18 protein-coding genes are annotated in these 20,008 nt (G+C 50.7%); 4 read left to right on the top strand and 14 right to left on the bottom strand.

All coding sequences use genetic code 11. The features are described from left to right. Nucleotides 1-12: 12 nt before the first annotated feature. The 4 genes from ACO1NT_RS07355 to ACO1NT_RS07340 all read right to left on the bottom strand — a co-directional run bounded on the left by ACO1NT_RS07355 (nt 13) and on the right by ACO1NT_RS07340 (nt 4,333). Nucleotides 13-1,038: a zinc-binding dehydrogenase gene (locus tag ACO1NT_RS07355; protein WP_449047859.1), complete on the bottom strand. Its 1,026-nt coding sequence runs from the start codon at nt 1,036-1,038 to the stop codon at nt 13-15. Beyond that, nucleotides 1,017-1,748 carry an orotidine 5'-phosphate decarboxylase / HUMPS family protein gene (locus ACO1NT_RS07350; RefSeq protein ID WP_449047858.1) on the bottom strand — a complete coding sequence of 244 codons (732 nt, stop codon included), beginning with the start codon at nt 1,746-1,748 and terminating at the stop codon, nt 1,017-1,019. Before ACO1NT_RS07350 ends, ACO1NT_RS07355 begins: the two co-directional genes overlap by 22 nt. A gap of 112 nt (nt 1,749-1,860) precedes the next feature. Continuing rightward, nucleotides 1,861-2,994, bottom strand: a complete 1,134-nt coding sequence (locus ACO1NT_RS07345) for an acyltransferase family protein (protein WP_449047857.1) — start codon at nt 2,992-2,994, stop codon at nt 1,861-1,863. A gap of 37 nt (nt 2,995-3,031) precedes the next feature. After that, nucleotides 3,032-4,333, bottom strand: a complete 1,302-nt coding sequence (locus ACO1NT_RS07340; RefSeq protein ID WP_449047856.1) for a metallophosphoesterase — start codon at nt 4,331-4,333, stop codon at nt 3,032-3,034. 483 nt (nt 4,334-4,816) lie between these two features. Between ACO1NT_RS07340 and ACO1NT_RS07335 the strand changes: the two genes are divergently transcribed. Further along, nucleotides 4,817-5,686, top strand: a complete 870-nt coding sequence (locus ACO1NT_RS07335; RefSeq protein WP_449047855.1) for a hypothetical protein — start codon at nt 4,817-4,819, stop codon at nt 5,684-5,686. A 7-nt stretch (nt 5,687-5,693) separates the two neighbouring features. On the opposite strand, the gene ACO1NT_RS07330 is transcribed toward ACO1NT_RS07335, so the two are convergent. The 3 genes from ACO1NT_RS07330 to ACO1NT_RS07320 all read right to left on the bottom strand — a co-directional run bounded on the left by ACO1NT_RS07330 (nt 5,694) and on the right by ACO1NT_RS07320 (nt 10,606). Then, a complete protein-coding gene (locus ACO1NT_RS07330; protein WP_449047854.1) occupies nt 5,694-7,247 on the bottom strand; it encodes a sodium:solute symporter in 1,554 nt (517 codons plus the stop codon). Nucleotides 7,248-7,313: 66 nt separating this feature from the next. Next, nucleotides 7,314-8,993, bottom strand: coding sequence for a ribulokinase (locus ACO1NT_RS07325; RefSeq protein ID WP_449047853.1), 1,680 nt, complete (start codon nt 8,991-8,993; stop codon nt 7,314-7,316). After that, nucleotides 8,990-10,606: a fucose isomerase gene (locus ACO1NT_RS07320; RefSeq protein WP_449047850.1), complete on the bottom strand. Its 1,617-nt coding sequence runs from the start codon at nt 10,604-10,606 to the stop codon at nt 8,990-8,992. Before ACO1NT_RS07320 ends, ACO1NT_RS07325 begins: the two co-directional genes overlap by 4 nt. 235 nt (nt 10,607-10,841) lie before the next feature. Here ACO1NT_RS07320 and ACO1NT_RS07315 point away from each other — a divergent pair, with 235 nt between their 5' ends. Continuing rightward, a complete protein-coding gene (locus ACO1NT_RS07315; protein WP_449047848.1) occupies nt 10,842-11,729 on the top strand; it encodes an AraC family transcriptional regulator in 888 nt (295 codons plus the stop codon). A gap of 3 nt (nt 11,730-11,732) precedes the next feature. Here ACO1NT_RS07315 and gyrB read toward each other — a convergent pair whose 3' ends face one another. Beyond that, a complete protein-coding gene (gyrB, locus tag ACO1NT_RS07310) occupies nt 11,733-13,691 on the bottom strand; it encodes a DNA topoisomerase (ATP-hydrolyzing) subunit B (protein ID WP_449047847.1) in 1,959 nt (652 codons plus the stop codon). Between the two features lie 125 nt (nt 13,692-13,816). Between gyrB and ACO1NT_RS07305 the strand changes: the two genes are divergently transcribed. Together ACO1NT_RS07305 and ACO1NT_RS07300 are read left to right on the top strand one after the other, a co-directional pair. Further along, nucleotides 13,817-14,413 carry an OmpH family outer membrane protein gene (locus ACO1NT_RS07305; protein WP_449047846.1) on the top strand — a complete coding sequence of 199 codons (597 nt, stop codon included), beginning with the start codon at nt 13,817-13,819 and terminating at the stop codon, nt 14,411-14,413. Nucleotides 14,414-14,515: 102 nt separating this feature from the next. Next, nucleotides 14,516-15,418, top strand: a complete 903-nt coding sequence (locus ACO1NT_RS07300; protein WP_449047844.1) for a magnesium transporter CorA family protein — start codon at nt 14,516-14,518, stop codon at nt 15,416-15,418. A 5-nt stretch (nt 15,419-15,423) separates the two neighbouring features. Here the strand turns inward: ACO1NT_RS07300 and tsaB are convergent, their stop codons facing one another. From tsaB to ACO1NT_RS07270, 6 genes are all read right to left on the bottom strand, one after another. Next, nucleotides 15,424-16,128 carry a tRNA (adenosine(37)-N6)-threonylcarbamoyltransferase complex dimerization subunit type 1 TsaB gene (gene tsaB, locus ACO1NT_RS07295; RefSeq protein WP_449047842.1) on the bottom strand — a complete coding sequence of 235 codons (705 nt, stop codon included), beginning with the start codon at nt 16,126-16,128 and terminating at the stop codon, nt 15,424-15,426. Between the two features lie 46 nt (nt 16,129-16,174). After that, nucleotides 16,175-16,429: a membrane protein insertion efficiency factor YidD gene (yidD, locus tag ACO1NT_RS07290; protein ID WP_449047870.1), complete on the bottom strand. Its 255-nt coding sequence runs from the start codon at nt 16,427-16,429 to the stop codon at nt 16,175-16,177. Continuing rightward, a complete protein-coding gene (rnpA, locus tag ACO1NT_RS07285) occupies nt 16,429-16,806 on the bottom strand; it encodes a ribonuclease P protein component (protein ID WP_449047841.1) in 378 nt (125 codons plus the stop codon). Before rnpA ends, yidD begins: the two co-directional genes overlap by 1 nt. Before the next feature lie 67 nt (nt 16,807-16,873). Next, a complete protein-coding gene (rpmH, locus tag ACO1NT_RS07280; RefSeq protein WP_449047840.1) occupies nt 16,874-17,032 on the bottom strand; it encodes a 50S ribosomal protein L34 in 159 nt (52 codons plus the stop codon). A gap of 250 nt (nt 17,033-17,282) precedes the next feature. Continuing rightward, the gene (locus ACO1NT_RS07275) at nt 17,283-18,092 is read right to left on the bottom strand and encodes an endonuclease/exonuclease/phosphatase family protein (protein WP_449047838.1); all 810 of its coding nucleotides are present in this window, start codon (nt 18,090-18,092) and stop codon (nt 17,283-17,285) included. A gap of 94 nt (nt 18,093-18,186) precedes the next feature. Beyond that, on the bottom strand, nt 18,187-20,001 hold the full coding sequence (locus ACO1NT_RS07270; protein WP_449047836.1) for a RagB/SusD family nutrient uptake outer membrane protein: 1,815 nt from the start codon (nt 19,999-20,001) through the stop codon (nt 18,187-18,189). Between the last annotated feature and the right edge of the window lie 7 nt (nt 20,002-20,008).

Here is a 20,008-nt window from a genome sequence, read left to right as displayed (position 1 = left end):
CCCTTTGGTCATTTATTTCGGTATCAGTACACTTTTAATGACTTCCCCGTCCTTCATCTTCCGGAAAGCCACCTCCCAGTCTTCCAATGGCCACATCCCTCCAACGATTTTGCTGATGTCCAGACGTCCGGTAGCCAATAGGCGGATTACCTTTTCCCATACGGGCCAGTTGTGGCTGAAGCTGCCCTGGATACGTACGTTTTTTTGCACGATAGGGTCCAGTGAGAAGCCGATGGGCTGCGGCCCCCACCCTACTTTGACGACCTGTCCATTGGGCCGGACCCAGTCGATTGCATGCTGCAGGGTATGGCTGATCCCCGCAGAATCGATTACGCAGTCGGCTCCCATCCCATCCAACTCCCTAGCCCATGCACCGGCATCACCCGTGAGGGGCTGGATGCCGTAGCTCGCCGCAACCGCCAACCGTACCCGGTCGGTTTCCAATCCCACAATAGCCACTTCGGCGCCTCTGAGCTGGGCCATCAACGCGCAGAGCATCCCGATGGTGCCCGGGCCGATGACCAGTACGCGATCCCCCGGTTTGATATCGGCATTGTTTACCGCCGCATTATAGGCTACACTGCATGGCTCGGTCAGGCAGGCTTTCTCGAACCCGAGCGTATCCGGTATGCGGTGTAGGCAACGGGCCGGCACCGCAACATATTTGGTCATCGCGCCATTGACTCCGTAACCGAATCCCCTCCGTGTAGGATCGAGGTTATACAAGCCTATTTTCGACAGCGGGTTTTCCGGATTGATTACGGCAGCCGTTTCACTGACCACCCGGTCGCCGATTTCCCAGTTTGCCACATCCTTGCCGGTTTCATGGATTATCCCTGCGAATTCATGGCCAAGGATAACCGGATAATTCACGGGCCAGCTATGGCTTGACGTCCATTGGTGCAGATCACTACCACACACCCCTACCGCTTTCACTTCCAGAATAACCTCGCCCCGCTGCGGCAAAGGCTTAGGTACGTTCCGCAGTTCTACGGAGCCCTTCCGGCTATCAAAATTTACGACTGATAAAAAAGCCATGGCTGTTTATATTTCTTCTTGATTTGTTGCGAATGGATATTTTCGCATATGGTCCGTAATATACTTGAGAGATCGGTGGCGCTTGACGTTTTGAATGCATCGGCATCGATGGTGAGGGGAGCTCCAAGTACAACCAGCGGTGCACCAAGCGAAGGGCATGAAATGGCTTGGTCAATGGATAGCCCCCCAACCGCTTGGACAGGTATATTTACCGCTTCCACCACTTCGGCAAGCTGGGTCAATGGACTCGGGCACGACAAGCCTTGCGCAACCAGCCCCCGCCGCTCGTCGTAACCGATATGGTGGATGACGTAGTCGCATCCTAAATCTTCTAGAAACTTTGCGCCATCTACCATGGAATCACAGGCAAGGTTATCCCCCATCACCTTAATACCGAAATCATGCCCAGCTTGCACCACACATTTAATGGTTTCCGCATGGGCCCTCCCCATCACCACGACGTGCGTTGCCCCCGCCTTGGCCATCATCTCCGCTTCCAGATAGCCACCATCCATGGTTTTCAGGTCGACCACCAACGGCGTGCCCGGGAATTCGCTCCGCAACCGGCGCACACCGTGCAAGCCTTCCGCCAAGACGAGCGGGGTACCTACTTCCAACCAGTCGACCCCTGCTTCCAAAGCAAGATAGGCAGTACCCACGGCCTCTTCGATATCCGTAAGATCCAATGAAATCTGAACAATGGGCCTCATAACCTTCATTAATATAAAATCCGTATGATGATGTTCCACAGGGACTGTCTCGTGTTTTCTTGCTTCATCTTTTAATCGCTTTGGTCTTCGTAATTAAATGCCTGCATACAAATTATACTTTGAGGTACATTTTCTTTTTATCAAAAAAATACAATACCATGAAAATGATGCTGACTCCGCACAAACGGACGAACGGTTGGTAATAATCCCCTAGGAACTGTTCGACACCAAAAAACAGCGAATGGATGATCGAACTGAAATCAATAATTGAAAACATGACATAAGCCAAAATCGAGTTCATTCCATAGATACGGAGCCAAGAGAAATATTTCCCTTTCCCGCGGTAATCGATCATGTAATAGAATAACGCCATTAAAACAAAACAGATGCCACTGCTGTATAGCGTCATTGAGCTCGTCCATATTTTTTTGATAATGGGCATCTGGAAACCCCAGAACACGCCGAGTGCAATCTGTAGCGCACCCAGGCCCAAGAGCCATACCGTTTTGTTGAGGTTCGTAATCTTGCTGCTCTTTAACACGTGACCAGCGAAAACGCCGGTCATGACGGTAACGCCGAAATTCAGGCTACTTAGTAGCCAAGTGTATCGGTAGTTTCCAAAATCCAACCCGGCTTCGGTAACCTCTGCACCATCCCTGAACCGACCCAATATCGTCCGGTCCAAGTATTCCGCAAAATTCCCATCGGGTGTAAAATCGCCGTTTCCATACCCATCAGTACCGACGAATGTCATAACCCCCCAATATCCCAATAGCAGTGCCACCGTGGCGAGCAATTGGCCGCGGATACCCAGATTAATCAACAAGATCGCCGCAATGAGATATCCCGCTGCGATGGCTTGCAACGTATTCGAATAAAAGTAAATTCGACTGAAATCGAATGCAAGTAGGTTTCCTTGGCACATCATCCCCAATATCCACAGCAGCAATACCCGTTTGAGGATCCGTTTATACAAACTTTTCCTGTTGCCTTCCTTGAGGTACTTATGAAATGCAAACGGCATGGAAACCCCCGCCATAAACATAAATAAGGGCATAATCAGGTCCCAAAAAACAAATCCTTCCCAATGTACATGCCTAAACTGTACCATCAGTGTATCCAGCGCCTCGTGGTCGGCTGCCCTGGCCAATGAAGCCAGTACCGGTTGGAAAAAGACCAAACAAAATAAATCAAATCCCCGAAGGATATCCAAGGAAGCTAAACGGCTATGCGATCGGTTCATCATACGGCAAGTCTATTTCGGAAGATAAAGATGCACATTTTTATTGGCGCTCTGGCATATCTATCGGTACCCTGTCAACCAATTTATTACGGGTTCCTTCCTGCTTGATCAAATCAAATGCGTCATAAAGTTCTCCTGTGGCCAAATAAGCCTTAAAAGATAATTTCCAGGGCGATACATCAATGATTTGAAATAATTGGGTGTAGACCGCCGACCGGTCCATCCAAGATTTTTTCTCCACGTGGCTACCCGTCATCTTCGGGCCGCTTACCGAAACAACATACATTGTCCCGGACACTCTGCCCTTGCTGTCCATCGGGATTTTGCCCATGCCACGTGCATAGGTATGGTCGTGGCCCTGCAACACGAGGTCGACCCCGTAACGATCGAAAAGCGGTTTGAATGTCTCCCGCATCCGCTTATTATCCCGTGTTCCTTTGGGCGAATAGATCGGATGATGGAAGGTCACGACCGTCCAGGTATTGGGGTTCTGCTCCAAAATATGCTCCAGCCATACACGTTGGGCCTCCAGGTAGCGGTCCGATTCTTCGGCTTGGTCCGAGTTAAGGGATATGAACCGCACCCCCTGCACATCGACAAAATAACAGGTTTCCTCCAATCCTTCGGGCCCGTTCAGTGGTAGGTTAAACTGGGGCCTCCAAAATACCGATGCCGCCCTCTCCCCATTCGGCAGGTCAAAATGGTCGTGGTTGCCGGGCGAGGGAAGTCCAGGTATCATGCTGTGAATGAATCCTCCCGCCGCAAACCAATCGGCCCATTCCGCATCCTTATTAGCCCGATTGATGAGATCACCGGCATATAGCTGTAATCGGGCGTTCGGTGCTTTCGCAAAGGCTTCCCGTACGACGCGCGACCAAAGGGAGCGGATATTTACCTGCACGTCGCCGAAATAGATAAACTGGAACGGATCTGTCGACTTATCGCTTGCTGTAACGAAGTGGAACCATTCGCTCCAATGGTTTCCGCCACCGACCCGGTAGGCATATTTTGTATTGGGAATAAGGTCGTCAAAAATCAATGAATGATAATGGGATAAGACGGTATCCCCCACGCCCACCGGTTCGGTCGCTGCTTTTTTCCTAATGGCTTTATACACAAATCGGGGATCTGCGTCGGCGATAGCGAGTTCGGCAAAACTCTCTTTCACTTGACCTGCCGTTTGCCAGTTAATCGCGACCGAGGACGCCAGATCCTCCGTCACGTTCAAGAGAATACGCCGTGGTATCGAATCCGACAATTCCTGACCAGCGGCCGATGACAAATTGCAAGCAGCTACAAGCAACAGAAGGTTAACGATACGTTGTTTGTTTTTAACACTCATTTGATACGAAAGTAAACGTTGAACCTGTAATTGACACACCCAAAAGTACCCCATTAAGCCATCCGGCCTTTATACCAAATTGGCTGGCTATTGTAGGATGTTAGCGAAATATTGGACTTTAGCTTTTTACTTTTAACTAAAAAGCTCTATCTTTGATTATACCGATTATTATTGACACAATTAAATTTTCCGCTTCATGATGACGACAATCATATACCAAACAGGTACCTGTTTAATACCTTGTTCGGAGTGAGTCCAAGGTAAGTCTGACATGAGTCCAAGGTGAGTCCATGTTTTCTTGTAGAAAGTCGGACTCATCACGGATTTACTAAAGACCCAATATGGGTATATAGCGGAGTAAGTACCCATTAAGTATAGTCCAATTACGGACACGGGGCGAAGCAAGGGGAAAATTGGATATCAGATTGACCGATTCAGCTAACTTAAACATTTTCAAATAAAAAACCAAAACGATCTACTATTATGGCTATCCAAGAAAAGAACGGGAAAATCAAAGGCAAAATCAACAACATTGTATACCGCGAATTGGGTGATAAACAGGTCATGAAAATCGCTCCCGCCCGTGTACGACAAACGTATGCGACGAAGCTGAGTGCCATGGAATTCGGACTAGCTAGCGCACAGGCCAAAGTATTCCGCAATGTATTCCGGCATGTTTATGAGGAAGCTGATGGCAAAATGGCTGCTAGGTTAACAGCTACCGTGGCAGCCTGCATTCGTACCTCAGAAAGAGAAATCGGCGACCGGAATCTTCACGATGTCGATCTGAGTTTACTGAAAGGGTTTGAGTTTAACACCCATGCGCCATTCGAAAAACTCCTTACCGTAAGGCCTATTTTCGGGGTTCTCCCCAATGGACGGTTTGAATTCAGCCTGCCGCCCTTCAACGTGGTGGAAGACATCCGCTACCCGCAGGACCGCGTACGTTATGATCCCAGCTTCCTAATTGCAGTCACTGCTTTTCACTTCCGCGAAGAATATGCACGAATCATCGACAAGGCATCGTTCGACTTTAAAAACATCAACCAGCAGGTTCAGATCGACTGGTCGAGCAGCAAGCTGTTACCTGCTGGGGCCATCGTGGTTGTTACATTCTCGCTACGCTATCTATCGACTAACTGGGTAGGCCGGCAGGTACAGACCACGGACAAGGCATTCTACCCTACCGTGATATTGGATGCATACCACGTAACCGAGGAGATGGCCTCCCTGGCAAGAAATCAGGGCTTCGCCCGTGCTACCAGTACCATAGCCGAATTTGGCAACAACACCAACAGCATCCTTAAAGACATTGCCCGTTTCAGACAGAAAATGGCGGACAAACAAAAATAAAATTAAGCTACCGTGAGGCGCGTAGCCTCGCTAATCCCGATCCGACTAACGAAATCACCAACGTCCCCACAACGATAATCATGTTCGCGTGGAGTGGGTACCGTAGGTAGCTATACGCATCGGGAATGAGATAAGAGAAGGTCATCCAAAGGATGGCCAGCACCCCGGCAATCACGGCGATGACCGCATCGCTGTTGTTGGCTTTTTTGCTGATGAGCCCCAACAGAAAGAGACCGAGCATGCCCCCCGCGAAAATACCCGACAGCTCCCACCATACATCCAGGATACTCTGGACCCCGATCATCCCCACGCCAGCAACCATGCCCAGCACCCCGAATACACCCGTAGCGATAAACAACATCCGTAGCGACTGCTTGTTGGTGCTGTGCGGGCGGATATACCGTTTATACACATCTTCGGTAAATACAGTGGCAGACGCGTTCATGCCCGAGCTGATGGTGCTCATCGCCGCGGCCAAGATTGCGGATATGACCAAACCCAACAGTCCCACGGGTACCTTATTGACCATAAAATGGGGCATCACCTTATCGCCGTAATCTTCGGCTTGCAAAGTGGCGGCAAGGGCATCGATTTCACTTTGCGCGGCACCGACAGGCAATCGTTCAGCGGCGGTTTGCAGCCGTATGGTCCCTGTCAATTCCGGGTGCTGCGCATAGTAAGCATACAACGCCGACCCAATGATAAAAAACAACAAAGAAATGGGAATGTATATCTTTACACACAACCATACCGATTTTGCCGCCTCCTTAGCCGATGTAGCGGTATGGTAACGCTGCACATAGTTCTGGTCCATGCCGAAGTTGTTGAGGTTGATAAAAAAGCCATACAGCAGGATAACCCAGAACGATGGCCCTAGAAAGTCGGCATGGAAACTACCTAGACTGAATTTCCCGTCGGCCATACCGATATCGACCATGCTCGAAACACCACCATCGATGTGGGTTAGCACGAGATAAAGAACCAACAAACCGCCGAACGTGAGTAGAACACCCTGAACGACTTCGGTCCAAATCACGGCCTCCATGCCGCCCATAACGGTGTAGATTACAATACAGATACCCGTAACGACCATAATAGTGGTCATATCGAATCCCGTAAGTGCCTGTAGGCTGAGCGCGATGCCGAAAAAAATAGACCCCATCCGTGCCAATTGGGTAAGCAAGAAGCATACAACAGCGTACGTACGGGCCCACGCTCCAAACCGATGCTCCAGATGGGTATAGGCAGAAACGCCGCCGATTGTACGATAAAAAGGCACAAAATACTTTACGGCCGCCCACGCGGCTAGCGGCATGGACAAACTAAACACGAATGAATTCCAGTTGGAACCGAACGCCTTCCCCGGTACGCCAAGAAACGTGTTGCTGCTTAGGAAGGTGGCGTACAGGGAAATGCCCACTGCCCAACCGGGTATCATTCCAGAGGCTTTGGTGAATTGCTCGGAACTTTTATTTTTCCTCGAAAACCATACGCCCGCTGATAACATGGCCAATAGGTAGACGACGATGACGGAAATATCAATAAAGGGAAGATTGTTCATCGGGTTTTATTCTGGTTACTGCGATCAAAATACAAAGATAACCGCTTGGGCCCATTACCCGCTCTACTATTTTGGCTGCTCATTGTACGATATTGACGCGGCCTGCAACTCACCAAGCTGCCGATAACGGCGATACAACTGGCGGTAGATCGCTACCCGCCTTGGATCAGGGTGGTACTCGCCCTCAAACCCGGGAGACATGGCGCGCTGGGCGTGGTCGATATCCGGATGTATACCGGCTACGACCGCAGCACACATGGCGGCGCCCAACGCACAGGCTTGCTCCGTTTTTACGGTCTTGATGGGCCGTTCCAGCACATCTGCCAATACTTGCATCACGTAGGGCGATTTTTTACTGATCCCACCGGTGGCGATGATTTCCTCCACGGGGATGCCCTCGGCTTCGAAACGGTCGACAATTGCCCGGGAACCGAAGGCGGTGGCTTCGACCAAGGCCTTAAACAGCCGTGGTGCATCGGTACCCAACCGGATACCGGTCATCCAACCTGAGCATGTGGGGTCAACGTCGGGTGTCCGCCTGCCGTTTACCCAATCCAATGCCACTTCGTCCGATGGTGCCAGGGGGAGCGCAGCCGCCTGCTCATCTAAGATGGACAATAAGCGGCCTGTAAGTTGATACCGTGCTCGCTGGTCGGAGGATTCATCCAACAAAATGGTAAGCGGATAGGTCAATAGGCGTGCGAACCATTGGTAGAGATCGCCAAACGCCGATTGCCCCGCCTCCATACCCAGCATGCCGGGTATGATGGATCCGTCTACCTGCCCACAAATCCCTTTTACCAATTGGCTGCTATGCCGTTCCATCGGTGCTATAAGCATATCGCAAGTAGAGGTGCCGATGACTTTCACCAACGTGTAGGGCTTGATCATGGCCCCCACGGCCCCCATATGCGCATCAAGCACACCCACACCGATTTTGGTATTGCGGGGCAAACCGGTCCGGTCGGCCCATTCGGGCGCAATGGTACCGGCCGCTTCATCGGCGGTAAAGGTTTGATGGAAGAGGCGGTCACGGATGCTGTCCAGACGAGGATCAAGGGCGGTAAGGAAGTCCGTCGATGGGAATCCTCCGAATTCATCATGCCACATCGCCTTGTGGCCCGCGGCGCATCGGCTGCGCCTGACAGCCAACACATCGGTAGTGCCACATAACAATGCCGGTATCCAATCGCAATGCTCTAACCAGGAATACGCTCCTTCCGCTATGGCTCGGTCGTTGCGGATGGCATGGAGTAACTTTGCCCAAAACCACTCGGATGAATAGCTGCCACCGGAATACTGTGTATAGTCCACTTCCCAACGACGGGCCAGTTGGTTGATTTCCTCCGCTTCGGCGATAGCCGTGTGGTCTTTCCATAGCACGAACATGGCATTCGGGTTGTCATCGAATTCAGGCAATAAGGCCAACGGGGTACCGTGGCGATCCACAGCCACGGGTGTGGAGCCCGTTGTATCAACCGAGAGCGCGCGGATACATGCAACTACCTCCTCAGAAACACCGGCAAGCACGTTCCGGATGACGGTCTCCATGGCCTCAATATGGTCCAACGGATGCTGGCGGAACTGAGATCTTCTGCTATCGCAGTATAATCCTTCGGCCCATCGGCGATAATGGCTTATGGCGCTATTGATTTCCAGGCCGCTCCTCGCTTCCAATAATAGGGCTCGCACGGAATCTGTTCCGAAATCGAGGCCAATCACATAATCGTTCACCGCTTCCTTCATCCGCCGAAGGTGTTTACGTTGCCGCAGAAATGTACGGTAATGCCCAGTTCGTCCAATGCGGCCGCCTTGATACGGCAGGCTTGGTGTGCCTTCGATTCGCTATCCGTATACACCACATGGATGTGGTTGGCTTGATGGCGGGCCATCAACTGGTCGCGCCCTACCCCATCCAATACGGCATGCATGATGGGCCATTCGGGCGAGGTGGACCGCCACCGCCGTTGCGTTTCCGCCTCGGGTAAGCGTACAGCCCTTCCCACACCCAGATCGGCATGCAGCCGGCCACCTTTGACGTAGATACGGCTCCATACTATCGGCCCGGGTTTACTTACCCCGCGCAGGGTTCCGCCGCCCAGCCTGAAATACATCGGCGACTGCCGCCAGCTGCTGGCGGAGGCGTAGACGCCGTCGAAATGCGCTGCCGGGACGGCCCCCGAAATAAGGAACACCCATACAAAATCGTCGATACCCTCGCCGATGTAATGTTCACCCCATCGGATATCATGCAACGTGTTCTCTCCGCCCATACCCAGCTCCCCCCAAAGGTGGTAGGTAACCAACGCGTCGATACCGGCACATTCGTCGACTTCGTTAAAATGCGGAATGGCTTTCCCAGCAAACAGCTCCGCTCCCGTCTCGGAATACACCGGTGGCCGTTCCGTGTTATTGAGCAAACCTTCCACCAAGTCGCTGGCTCCCGTAAGGTCTTTCAGTCCTTGTTGGTATTGGATGCCGATGGTATCGCATCCGAATTCGGCCGCGATGCGCACGGCAGCAATATACATTTTGCATTGTTCCAACGTCTGCCGACGGGTCAGCTCGGTTTGTTCATCATGGCCCCACTTGAACGTCATGCCCCGTTCCAGTAACCAGGTCAGTACTGCTTCCGCTTCGCCATCATCCACAGAACCCATGCGTGCATACAATGCGGATTGGCTAAGCCGCTCCTTGAATATGCCCGTGGCATGGAGCAGGTCATCCGGTACAATAGCATTGTACATACCCATGCAGCCTTCATCAAAAACCCCCATGATTGCCTTTGCCTCGCGCATCCTACGGGCAAATGACCGGCCTGTTTGGTGTTCAGCAACAGGGATTTTCACCAAATCAAAAGGTGTCACGTGGCTGGTATCATGTTTTATACGGCCTTCTTCCATCCATTCCTTAAGGCCGTTGTTAAAAAAATCGTCATTGAAATCCACACTCCACAGCGTACTGTAAAAAACCCCGGCCTTGGTAAGCGACCCATTGAGGTTAAGCATGCCCACCAAACCGGGCCATTGGCCGCTCCAGTTGGCCACCGTGAGGATGGGCCCACGGTGGGTAAGGAGCCCGGCCAGCACATGATGGGTGTATTGCCACACACTTTCGGCAACGATCAATGGCGCATCGGCCGGTATCGTTTTGAACACCTCCATACCCATACGCTGTGAGTCAATAAATCCATGTTGTTTTTCCGGATCGTAGGCATGCGCCCGTTTTACGGTCTTCCCTTGCCTACCGATAGCCGCAACCAGTTGCTTTTCCATCGTTTCCTGCGCCTGCCAACAACGCCGGTTTGCCTCGAGCCTCAAGTCGCCACTCGCAACCAACCAAATGTCTTGATGTTTCATTTCATCCATATCAGGTTTTACCAAAGGGTACAGGGCAAAGTTGCGGGTAACGGCTGGAGGTTTGTTGGTGGTTATTGTCTACTTATTGTACGATGTTAGCATTCGCTTGGAAATCGAAATGCTATTACCTACTTTAGTACTCAGGATATGAACGGGAATGGTTGACTCCCCTTTCATTAGCAGATTATAAACCCGTTTTTCCCCGATACAAGGGAAAAAACAATGATTATGCATTATGAAACCACTTTTCCACAAAGTACCTACCCAAATCCAGGCATCGTTCAGTGCGCGGCACGATGTCCAACCCAATTTCGGATCGCTCTGGCATTACCATCCGGAATTGGAACTCCACCATGTTATCCGGGGCAAGGGTGTCCGTCTTATCGGTGATAATATCGGCAACTTTTCGGCCGGAGAAGTCATCCTCTTGGGTGGTAACCTCCCCCACATGTGGCAGTGCAATGAAGAATATTACCAAAACCATCCCACGCGGAAAGTGGAAGCGATTGTCATCCAGTTTCTTCCCGATTGCCTGGGCCGCGATTTCATCAATTTACCTGAGGTATATTTGTTGCCAAAGCTGTTTGAAAACGCCCGTAAGGGGATGAAGTTCACCGGAAGAACCCGTGCACGGATCGTTGAGTTGATGTATAAGGCAACACAGGCCACTGAGATGGAGCGGTTGATTATCTTGTTGTCTATCCTCAAAACCATGGCTGAGACGGACGAGTACCAATCGATAGCCTCGGCCCATGCATTCTATAAATCAAATGAAATGGATGCCGTACGCATCAATAAAGTGTGCACCTATACGCTAAGCAACTATAAAAAGGAAATCAATCTGGAAGAGATAGCGGCCATTGCAAATCTCAGCGTTACCTCATTTTGCCGCTATTTCAAACTAATGACCAAAAAAACATTCTATGATTTCCTGATTGAGATACGCATCAGCCATGCATGCCGATTACTCGTGGAGGATATACTCCCCACCGAAGTGATCTGTTTCGAATGCGGATTCAATAACGTTTCCAACTTCTACCGCCACTTCAAGAAAGTAACCGATATGACACCCCTTGAATATAAAAAGAAATACTTGTATAGCAAGGTAGCCGTTGGCTTTTAGCTGCTATGTATCGATCTTAGCATACTTCGCATTGCGTTCGATGAATTCGCGGCGCGGTGCTACCTCATCGCCCATGAGCATCGAAAAAATGCGGTCACATTCCGCCGCGTTCTCAATGGTTACCTGCCGCAACGTCCGTGTTTCCGGATTCATGGTGGTATCCCATAATTGCTCAGCGTTCATTTCACCCAGGCCTTTGTATCGCTGCACATGCACGCTATCTTCCTTGCCCGCTCCCTTGAGGCGTTGTATGGCCGCATCGCGCTGGTCTTCATTCCATGCATATTCTTGTTCCTTCCCTTTTTTCACAAGGTAGAGCGGCGGTGTGGCTATATAGACGTATCCGTTTTCAATCAGCTCTTTCATATAGCGGAAATAAAACGTAAGGATCAGTGTGGTGATGTGGGATCCGTCAACGTCGGCATCCGTCATGATGATTACCCGATGGTAACGTAATTTATCGAGATTGAGCGCCTTGGCGTCGTCTTCGGTACCTACACTCACGCCCAGAGCGGTGAACATATTCTTGATTTCCTCGTTCTCGTAGATTTTGTGCTCCATGGCTTTTTCCACATTGAGGATTTTACCGCGCAGTGGCAATATCGCCTGGAATTCACGGTCACGTCCCTGTTTGGCCGTTCCCCCCGCAGAGTCCCCTTCCACTAGGTAAATCTCACATTTGGTAGGGTCGTTATTGGAGCAGTCAGCCAATTTACCAGGCAGCCCGCTGCCACCCATTACGTTTTTCCGCTGTACGAGATCCCGGGCTTTGCGGGCAGCCGCACGTGCTTGTGCAGCGAGGATGACTTTCTGCACAATGGTTTTGGCTTCTTTGGGGTTTTCTTCGAGGTAATTGTTCAGAATTTCACCTACAGCCACGTCTACCGCGCCCATCACTTCACTATTTCCAAGCTTGGTTTTGGTTTGTCCTTCAAACTGCGGCTCGGCCACCTTGACCGAGATAACAGCCGTGAGGCCCTCGCGGAAGTCGTCACCCGTGATCTCCACTTTCATATTTTTGAGCAGGCCCGACTTGTCCGCATAGGCTTTCAGGGTACGGGTAAGCCCGCGGCGGAAACCAGCCACATGGGTACCCCCTTCTATCGTATTGATATTATTGACGTAGGAATGGACGTTCTCGGAATACGTCTCGTTATACTGCAGGGCAAGCTCAACCGGGATACCCTGTTTGATACCTTCCACATGGATGGGCTCTGGAATGAGCGGCTGGCGCGTACCATCAAGGAACCGCACGAACTCTTTCAAACCACCTTCGGAAAAAAAAGTTTCCTGCCGCAAAGCGCCATCTTCCGAATCTTCACGTTCATCCAATAACGTGAGCCGTATCTCTTTGTTCAGGAACGCCAACTCGCGCAGCCGGCTCGCCAGGGTATCGTAATTATATACCGTAGTGGTTGTAAAAATCTCGGGATCGGGATGGAACGTCACCGTCGTGCCTGTACGTTCGCTATCGCCAACGACCTTCACATCGAATTGCGGCTTCCCTTGCCGATACTCTTGGGTAAATACTTTTCCCTCCCGGTGAACCTCAGCAATCAAGAGGGTAGAGAGTGCGTTCACGCAGGAAACCCCCACCCCATGGAGACCGCCCGATACCTTATAGGTATCTTTATCGAATTTACCACCGGCGTGCAGTACGGTCATGACCAACTCAAGCGCCGATTTATTTTCCTTTTTATTGATACCCGTTGGAATCCCCCGACCGTTGTCGGCTACCGTGATGGAGTTATCTTTATGGATAATGACTTGGATATCATCACAAAAACCAGCCACGGCTTCGTCGATGGAGTTATCCACCACTTCATATACCAAGTGGTGAAGTCCTTTGACGCCAGTGTCGCCGATATACATCGAAGGCCGCTTACGAACGGCCTCCAATCCTTCCAATACTTGGATGTTATCTGCGGAATACGTTGAATTTTTCTTGTTTTCTTCGCTCATTATCGTTTTTAAATTCGTCGCCCAAAGATACGAAAAAAGTACCATATTAAGCGGGGTCGGAGCAGGGAAATATCGATTTTTTATCTTAGGTTTGCGCTTTGATTGAAAAGAAAATTAGAAAGACTATGAACAAAGCATTCGCGTGGATTGCAAAAGCTGGGATAGGCGTATTAGTGATTGCGGCGGTATCGTGCAATCAACAGGGTAAAGCTCCTGCTTCCGTATCGGCTACCGGCGATTCCACACAGGCAAGCACCGAGAAAATTGTCTACGTCAACGTGGATACCCTTCTTGAGAAGTATGAATATTTCAAGGACATCAGGATCAAATTGGAGGAAAAAGCGAAGAAGGCGCAAGCCGACCTCCAATCGCGCAGTAATGCTTTCCAGCGTGAAGTGGCAGATTACCAACAGAAGGCAGCAACCATGAGCGCATCCGACCGGCAGAGCACGGAAGAGCGCCTTGCCCGTAAACAGGACGAACTCGCCCGCCACAACCAGAATGCAAGCGCTTCTTTTGCACAAGAAGAAGCTTCGGAAAATGAAAAGCTGTACGGGCGGATTACCGATTACCTGAAAAAGCACGCGAAAGAAAACGGATATAAGTTCGTGCTCACCTATTCCGCGGCAAGCCCGGGTGTATTGTATGCCGATGAAAGCCTCGAAATCACCGGTGAGGTGTTGACGGCACTGAATGCGGAGTATGCGAAGGAGAAAAAATAGTGAGAAACAATGCGAAAGCAAAAGCTGCCTACTGGCGGCTTTTTTTTTGCCGTTTTTTTTTCAGACATTCGATCCATGCTATCGTTTACTCAATGACCAACCATGATTCAGTTGCTGGCCTCCAAAAAACAGAATGGATTCGATTGGGTGGACCTTTCCGCCCCGAACAATGATGAAATCAAGCAGGTAGCCCAGCGGTATACACTGCATGAGGCTTCGATCAAAGACTGCATGCAGCCCGACCATCTACCGAAATACGAACTGTTTGACAATTATACGTTTGCGATTTTGCGGGTACTGGCGGCCAATCATCCCCATGAGGCCGACACCATCCAAGAATTAACCAACAAGATTTCCATCTTCTTCACTAAAAACTATTTGATCACCGTACATCGCGCTGAAAGTGACTTGATCGATTTGGTTAAAACCAAACGAATCGATACGGGTAGATGCGATTCGACGTTCCACCTACTCAATTCATTGATTCGGGAATCGATATTAACGTTTGAGCAACCGGGAATCAAGCTATCCGAATCGTTGGACTATTACGAAGAACGTGTGTTTTTACGGCAACGCAAGTCACCGATCCTCCGCGGATTGTATTTCGTGAAGCGTAAGATCGATGTCATCCGAAGACTGATGCTCCTATCGTATGAGATTATCGAAAACATCGATTCCAAAGAGCGTAGCGATGTATATACACGCGACTTGCGCGACCTGTATATCCGTACGCAGACACTTTTCGATAACCTCTCGGAAAACACAGCCCAGTTGCTTTCCATCTACTTCTCCATTTCCTCGCAACGGACCAATGAGACCATGCGGGTATTGACGGTATTTTCGGTATTCTTTATGCCGTTAACGTTTATTGCCGGCATTTACGGGATGAATTTCAAGTTTATGCCCGAGTTGACCTGGCCCTACGGGTACCCTGCCGTCTTACTGGTGATGGTCGGCATCTCAACGGGGATCTACTTCTGGTTTAAACGTAAGGGGTGGCTATGATATGATCAGGATCGTTGTTTCGGTGTGGTAGCCACGAAATCCTTAAGGTAATAGGGTTCGAAATAAGCCACGTCGGCAAACTGCTGTTCGCGGTATGCACGATCGGCGATAGAACTCAGGTGGCTGGCCGAGTTTCGGAAACCGGTTATTACTTCAATCTGTGCATTTCCCCCAAACAACTCCACCAACTTATCCGCGCCGTTTCCAAAGAGAATGATGCGATCCGTGTCGCCAAGGTATGCAAACGACTGTTGATCCACGATTACAGCAGTGGCTGGGGTGATGGGTCGCAGCCCCCCGTCAAAGACCGCGGTGTACACTTCCATGCGTCGGGCATCGACCATCGGACATAACCGCACATTTGCACCGATTACACTGCCGTGGCTGGCGGAAAAACCTGCTGCCATGGCAGCCAGCGTGTCGATGCCCATCAGTGGTAAATCGGTAGCATAACATAAACCCTTAGCGGTTGATACACCAATCCGCAATCCCGTATAAGACCCCGGCCCTTTGCTGACGGCCACGGCCGATAGATCACTGAATGTAAGCCCTGTTTTGTGCAGAAGCTCTTCCACCAACAGCGTGAGCCTTGAGGCGTGGACATTCGGCTCATCTACATCGATGCTCGCCAATGTCTCGCCATGAGCCGATATGGCCACAGAACATACCTGCGTGGCGGTTTCCAATTGTAAAATGTAATGGGTGGACATATTGGACGGCAAAGTTAGCGATTTTTATGTGGTTAACGGCATGTTGTTAGGGCACGGGGTCGTGACCGTGACCACCCCAAGGATGGCAACGGGCAATCCGCCTAATGGCTAACCAGCCACCTTTGAACGGACCATATTTACGTATGGCTTCAATGGCATATTGCGAACAGGTGGGCGTGTAGCGGCAGGAGGCACCCAACATTGGTGAGAGCAGCAACTGATATGCACGTACCAATAGGAGAAAAACACCCGCTATTGCTGCCTTAATCACGTTATTCCAGATGTAACGCACCACCTTCATCATGCCTCGTTGTGGAGCTTTTCCAACACATCAGCCATCCGGTCGCGCATAAAGGAAAAGTCCAACAGCTCTTTGCCCACGTATTGAATAGCGATAGCCAAGCCATATGACTTACCTTCCATCGCGGGGTATAAGCGTTCGCCTTTCTGCAAGCGATAGCTTTCGCGCATGCGGCGCTTTAATAGATTACGGTGTACGGCGTGTCGGAAGCGGCGTTTAGACACAGACAGCAACACCTGTACCGTTTGGGCGTCTTCCACGCGCATAAACACAACCCGGTAGGGATAAATAAGAAAAGAAGAACCCTTGTGGAAAAGACTGTCAATCAGTCTTTTGCTACACAATCGTTCTTCTTTTGAAAATGTCTTTCTCTTCATTATCGATGACCTACCCCGTATCCGGCTGAAAGCCCCGGGTGTGAGCGGTCACCGGCAATGTCGACGCTTAGGCTTTATGGCGGCCTTCGTCCGATACCGAAAGACGTTGCCGTCCTTTCGCCCGCCTAGCGGCCAATACGCGACGGCCATTGGCGGAGCTCATGCGCTCCCTAAACCCATGTTTATTCCTTCTCTTCCGTTGCGATGGCTGAAATGTTCTCTTCATGACGCTTGATATCTTTTTTTATTGTTGTCTCAAAATGAAAGCGCAAATGTACGGGTAAAACAGATAATTATCAAATATATGTGGTTAATTATTTCATTCGAAAATAGCTTACTCTTCAATGGCCTCATGGAACCCGCATTGTCATCGCCTTTTGTGCCAGAAGCTGACATGACAGGTTTCATCACCCTTACTTTTCCTTTATTGGCCGATGAGAGCTCGAGACAAATAGTAATCATCCTGTGTGTCGATATTATTGATATCCCGGTTTCAATTCAACGACCGCACTGATCGGCAAGTGGTCGGAAAGTTCCACCCTAACGGTAGCTGAAGATACCACATCCCACCTTGTTTTTGGGTAACAAAAAATATAATCGATGGTGTTGCGTGGATCGGTTGCTGGCACGGTTGGTTCCAGGTTTGACACGATTTTCCAATCCCCCATCCCGGCACTGATTTCGACGGCATCGGGCTGTGCATTGAAATCACCAGCTACAATAACCGGATAGCTGCTGTCCAACAACACCTCATTCAGCTTTTTTACCTGTCCCTGCCGTTCTTCGGTATTGGTATAATCCAGGTGGGTGCTGGCAAACGTGATGTATTTGCCCTCCTGGTATTCGACATCGGCAACCAATACGGCCCGTTGTTCCTTGCCGTTTGCGGTCTTAGGCAAATAAATGCGTTCTACTTTCGCCAATGGGTATTTTGACAAGATGGCAATCCCGTAGTACCCTCCCGCATAGGGAATGGTTTTTCCGTACGCCGGAATCATCCCTGTCCGAAAGGCAAGCTCGGTGGCGAAATCTTTGCCGTTCTGCGCCGGCGCCCGGTCGCGGTAGGTACGGCAATCGACCTCCTGCAAGGCTACGATATCGGGCTTTTCCGCCGCAATGAAAGCAGCCAGTTCTTCCAGCGATGCAAGCTCGCCGAAGCGTAAATTATAGGAAAGGACCTTTAACTGAACGGATGATTGCTGGTCGCGTTCCGTCTCGAGTTGCGCGTATGACGAGCAGCTTACGGTAAGCAGTAGGCAGAGGAAAACGATTGGAGTTATTCTCATGAGCAATAAACTTTTTAATTAAATATGGCAAAGAAAAGGAAAACCTCCGGTTTAAAGAGGTTTTCCTTGGTTAAAATTTCACGTTACCAACTGATCAATTACCATCGTTGGTGGCGCCGTTTTCCCAGCCCGGATTTTGTTCCAACTGGGGATTTTGATTGAGCGCATCAACCGGAACGGGATAAAGGTACTGTTTGGGGCCCCACACTTTCTTGTCGTCGTTGTTCGTAAACCAAGCGAGGTGGTAACCTGTGCCGTCGCCAGCCGCGTGTACCTGGATAATCTCCGCGTCGGGGTCGGTGCTTACCCGTACCCGGTACAGGTTGGTATTATTAGCGAGGGCTTCCGCCGCTGCCAACCCGGCGTCGTCGGTGTAATAAATTACATCGTCCGAACCATTGTGATCAACGTCTAACGGCTGATTGATACCGGCGATATACATCCCTGTCCAGCTTTTCTTGAACAGATCGCCACGCCTCCATCGCCGAAGGTCGTCAAAACGGAATCCTTCGAGCGCCAATTCGACGGCACGCTCACGGCGGATTTCGAGGATCACGGGGTCGCTGATATCGGGGAAATAGTAATTCTTCAGGTAATCGTCTACAACCGTAGGTTTACTGTCGGTACCGCCCGTAATGCCTGCCCGTTCGCGCAGCGCACCGATTGTTGCTGCCCAATCGCCATCGGTGAGGGTGCCTTGTTCAGCCTTAGCCTCCGCATAGTTGAGCAGTACCTCACCGAAGCGTACCAACTGGATGGCGTGGGTACTTTCGGACTGGCTGTCACCAACGGTCGCATCGACGGTCAGTTTCATCGGCTGGTACCCCAAACGGGCATAACCACTGAACACGGGCAGCGCCAATGTGCCCTCCCGCTCGTAGCCGGGGTGACGCAGCGTCGCATTCAATCGTTCGTCGCGGTTCTGGAATTCTTCGTAGAAGTCTTCATATTGCCACCCCGGGCGGTCGGTGTAAGGCGTCCCGTCTTTTTGCAGGTAGGTGCAGACAAATGGCCGGATAAAGTTTAGGCCGGTACCATAGGTTTCGGATGTCCACCGCCAGTTGGCATTGTGCTTGATGCCCAATTCTGCACTTGAAGCGATGGCCAGCATCGTTTCAGACAATGGTGGGTCATCGCTGGTAAACAGGGCGCGGTAGCTGCTGTGCAGGGATTTCCCCGACTGTTGCATCACTACATAGGCGGCATCTTCCGCCCGCTTTAACCAGGTATCGGCGGAGGTGGCCAAATCCAGGTTATGGTATTTACGGAATGTTCCTTCAAACAAGGCGACCCGAGAAGCAAACGCATAGGCCACCCAATTGGTAACCATCGTTGCTTGTTTAGCATCAGCGGTACGCGTAATGTGCGCTGCGGCAAACATCAGGTCTTCGTAGACCTTTTCCATAACCAGTTCGCGCGAATCGCGCGTACCGTAAAGGATCTCCTCTTCGCTGGGATCCAACGGATGGTCTACCCACGGCACGTCACCAAACCGACGCACCTTTTCGTAATAGAACCAGGCCCGGAAAAAACGGGCGAGGCCGATGTAGTTGTTCCTCACGGTTTCAGGAATGGCCGGATCGGTGCAGTTGGCTATAAAATAGTTGACGTTGCGTAGTTTCTCCCAATCTTGCCAGCGCCAGCCCGAAGCGTTATTCTCGCTGTACGAGTTGCGAAGCGTAAAGCCACTGAGCGTATTGGTGGCCCCGTAGTCGACCAGTGACTGTTCAACAATGGCTTGGTCATTCGCGCTGGGAAGCAGGTCGTAAAAGGAGATTGAATAAGCCGCGAGCCCTTCTTCGGAGCTGAAGACGGCATTTTTATCTGCATCGGTTATCGGTGGTTCGTCCATCTCACAGCCGGACAATAGGAAAACCACCGCTGACAAATATATGATGTATTGTTTCATCTCTTTT

This window comes from Parapedobacter sp. (assembly GCF_053550995.1).
The sequence above is the reverse complement of the archived record's forward strand: the minus strand, read 5'-3'. Positions and strand labels throughout refer to the sequence as shown.

Coding starts and splice junctions, on each gene's coding strand:
- ACO1NT_RS07355 (WP_449047859.1), bottom strand. CDS start 1,038: ATGGCTTTTTTATCAGTCGTAAATTTTGATAGCCGGAAGGGCTCCGTA.
- ACO1NT_RS07350 (WP_449047858.1), bottom strand. CDS start 1,748: ATGAGGCCCATTGTTCAGATTTCATTGGATCTTACGGATATCGAAGAG.
- ACO1NT_RS07345 (WP_449047857.1), bottom strand. CDS start 2,994: ATGATGAACCGATCGCATAGCCGTTTAGCTTCCTTGGATATCCTTCGG.
- ACO1NT_RS07340 (WP_449047856.1), bottom strand. CDS start 4,333: ATGAGTGTTAAAAACAAACAACGTATCGTTAACCTTCTGTTGCTTGTA.
- ACO1NT_RS07335 (WP_449047855.1), top strand. CDS start 4,817: ATGGCTATCCAAGAAAAGAACGGGAAAATCAAAGGCAAAATCAACAAC.
- ACO1NT_RS07330 (WP_449047854.1), bottom strand. CDS start 7,247: ATGAACAATCTTCCCTTTATTGATATTTCCGTCATCGTCGTCTACCTA.
- ACO1NT_RS07325 (WP_449047853.1), bottom strand. CDS start 8,993: ATGAAGGAAGCGGTGAACGATTATGTGATTGGCCTCGATTTCGGAACA.
- ACO1NT_RS07320 (WP_449047850.1), bottom strand. CDS start 10,606: ATGAAACATCAAGACATTTGGTTGGTTGCGAGTGGCGACTTGAGGCTC.
- ACO1NT_RS07315 (WP_449047848.1), top strand. CDS start 10,842: ATGAAACCACTTTTCCACAAAGTACCTACCCAAATCCAGGCATCGTTC.
- gyrB (WP_449047847.1), bottom strand. CDS start 13,691: ATGAGCGAAGAAAACAAGAAAAATTCAACGTATTCCGCAGATAACATC.
- ACO1NT_RS07305 (WP_449047846.1), top strand. CDS start 13,817: ATGAACAAAGCATTCGCGTGGATTGCAAAAGCTGGGATAGGCGTATTA.
- ACO1NT_RS07300 (WP_449047844.1), top strand. CDS start 14,516: ATGATTCAGTTGCTGGCCTCCAAAAAACAGAATGGATTCGATTGGGTG.
- tsaB (WP_449047842.1), bottom strand. CDS start 16,128: ATGTCCACCCATTACATTTTACAATTGGAAACCGCCACGCAGGTATGT.
- yidD (WP_449047870.1), bottom strand. CDS start 16,429: ATGAAGGTGGTGCGTTACATCTGGAATAACGTGATTAAGGCAGCAATA.
- rnpA (WP_449047841.1), bottom strand. CDS start 16,806: ATGAAGAGAAAGACATTTTCAAAAGAAGAACGATTGTGTAGCAAAAGA.
- rpmH (WP_449047840.1), bottom strand. CDS start 17,032: ATGAAGAGAACATTTCAGCCATCGCAACGGAAGAGAAGGAATAAACAT.
- ACO1NT_RS07275 (WP_449047838.1), bottom strand. CDS start 18,092: ATGAGAATAACTCCAATCGTTTTCCTCTGCCTACTGCTTACCGTAAGC.
- ACO1NT_RS07270 (WP_449047836.1), bottom strand. CDS start 20,001: ATGAAACAATACATCATATATTTGTCAGCGGTGGTTTTCCTATTGTCC.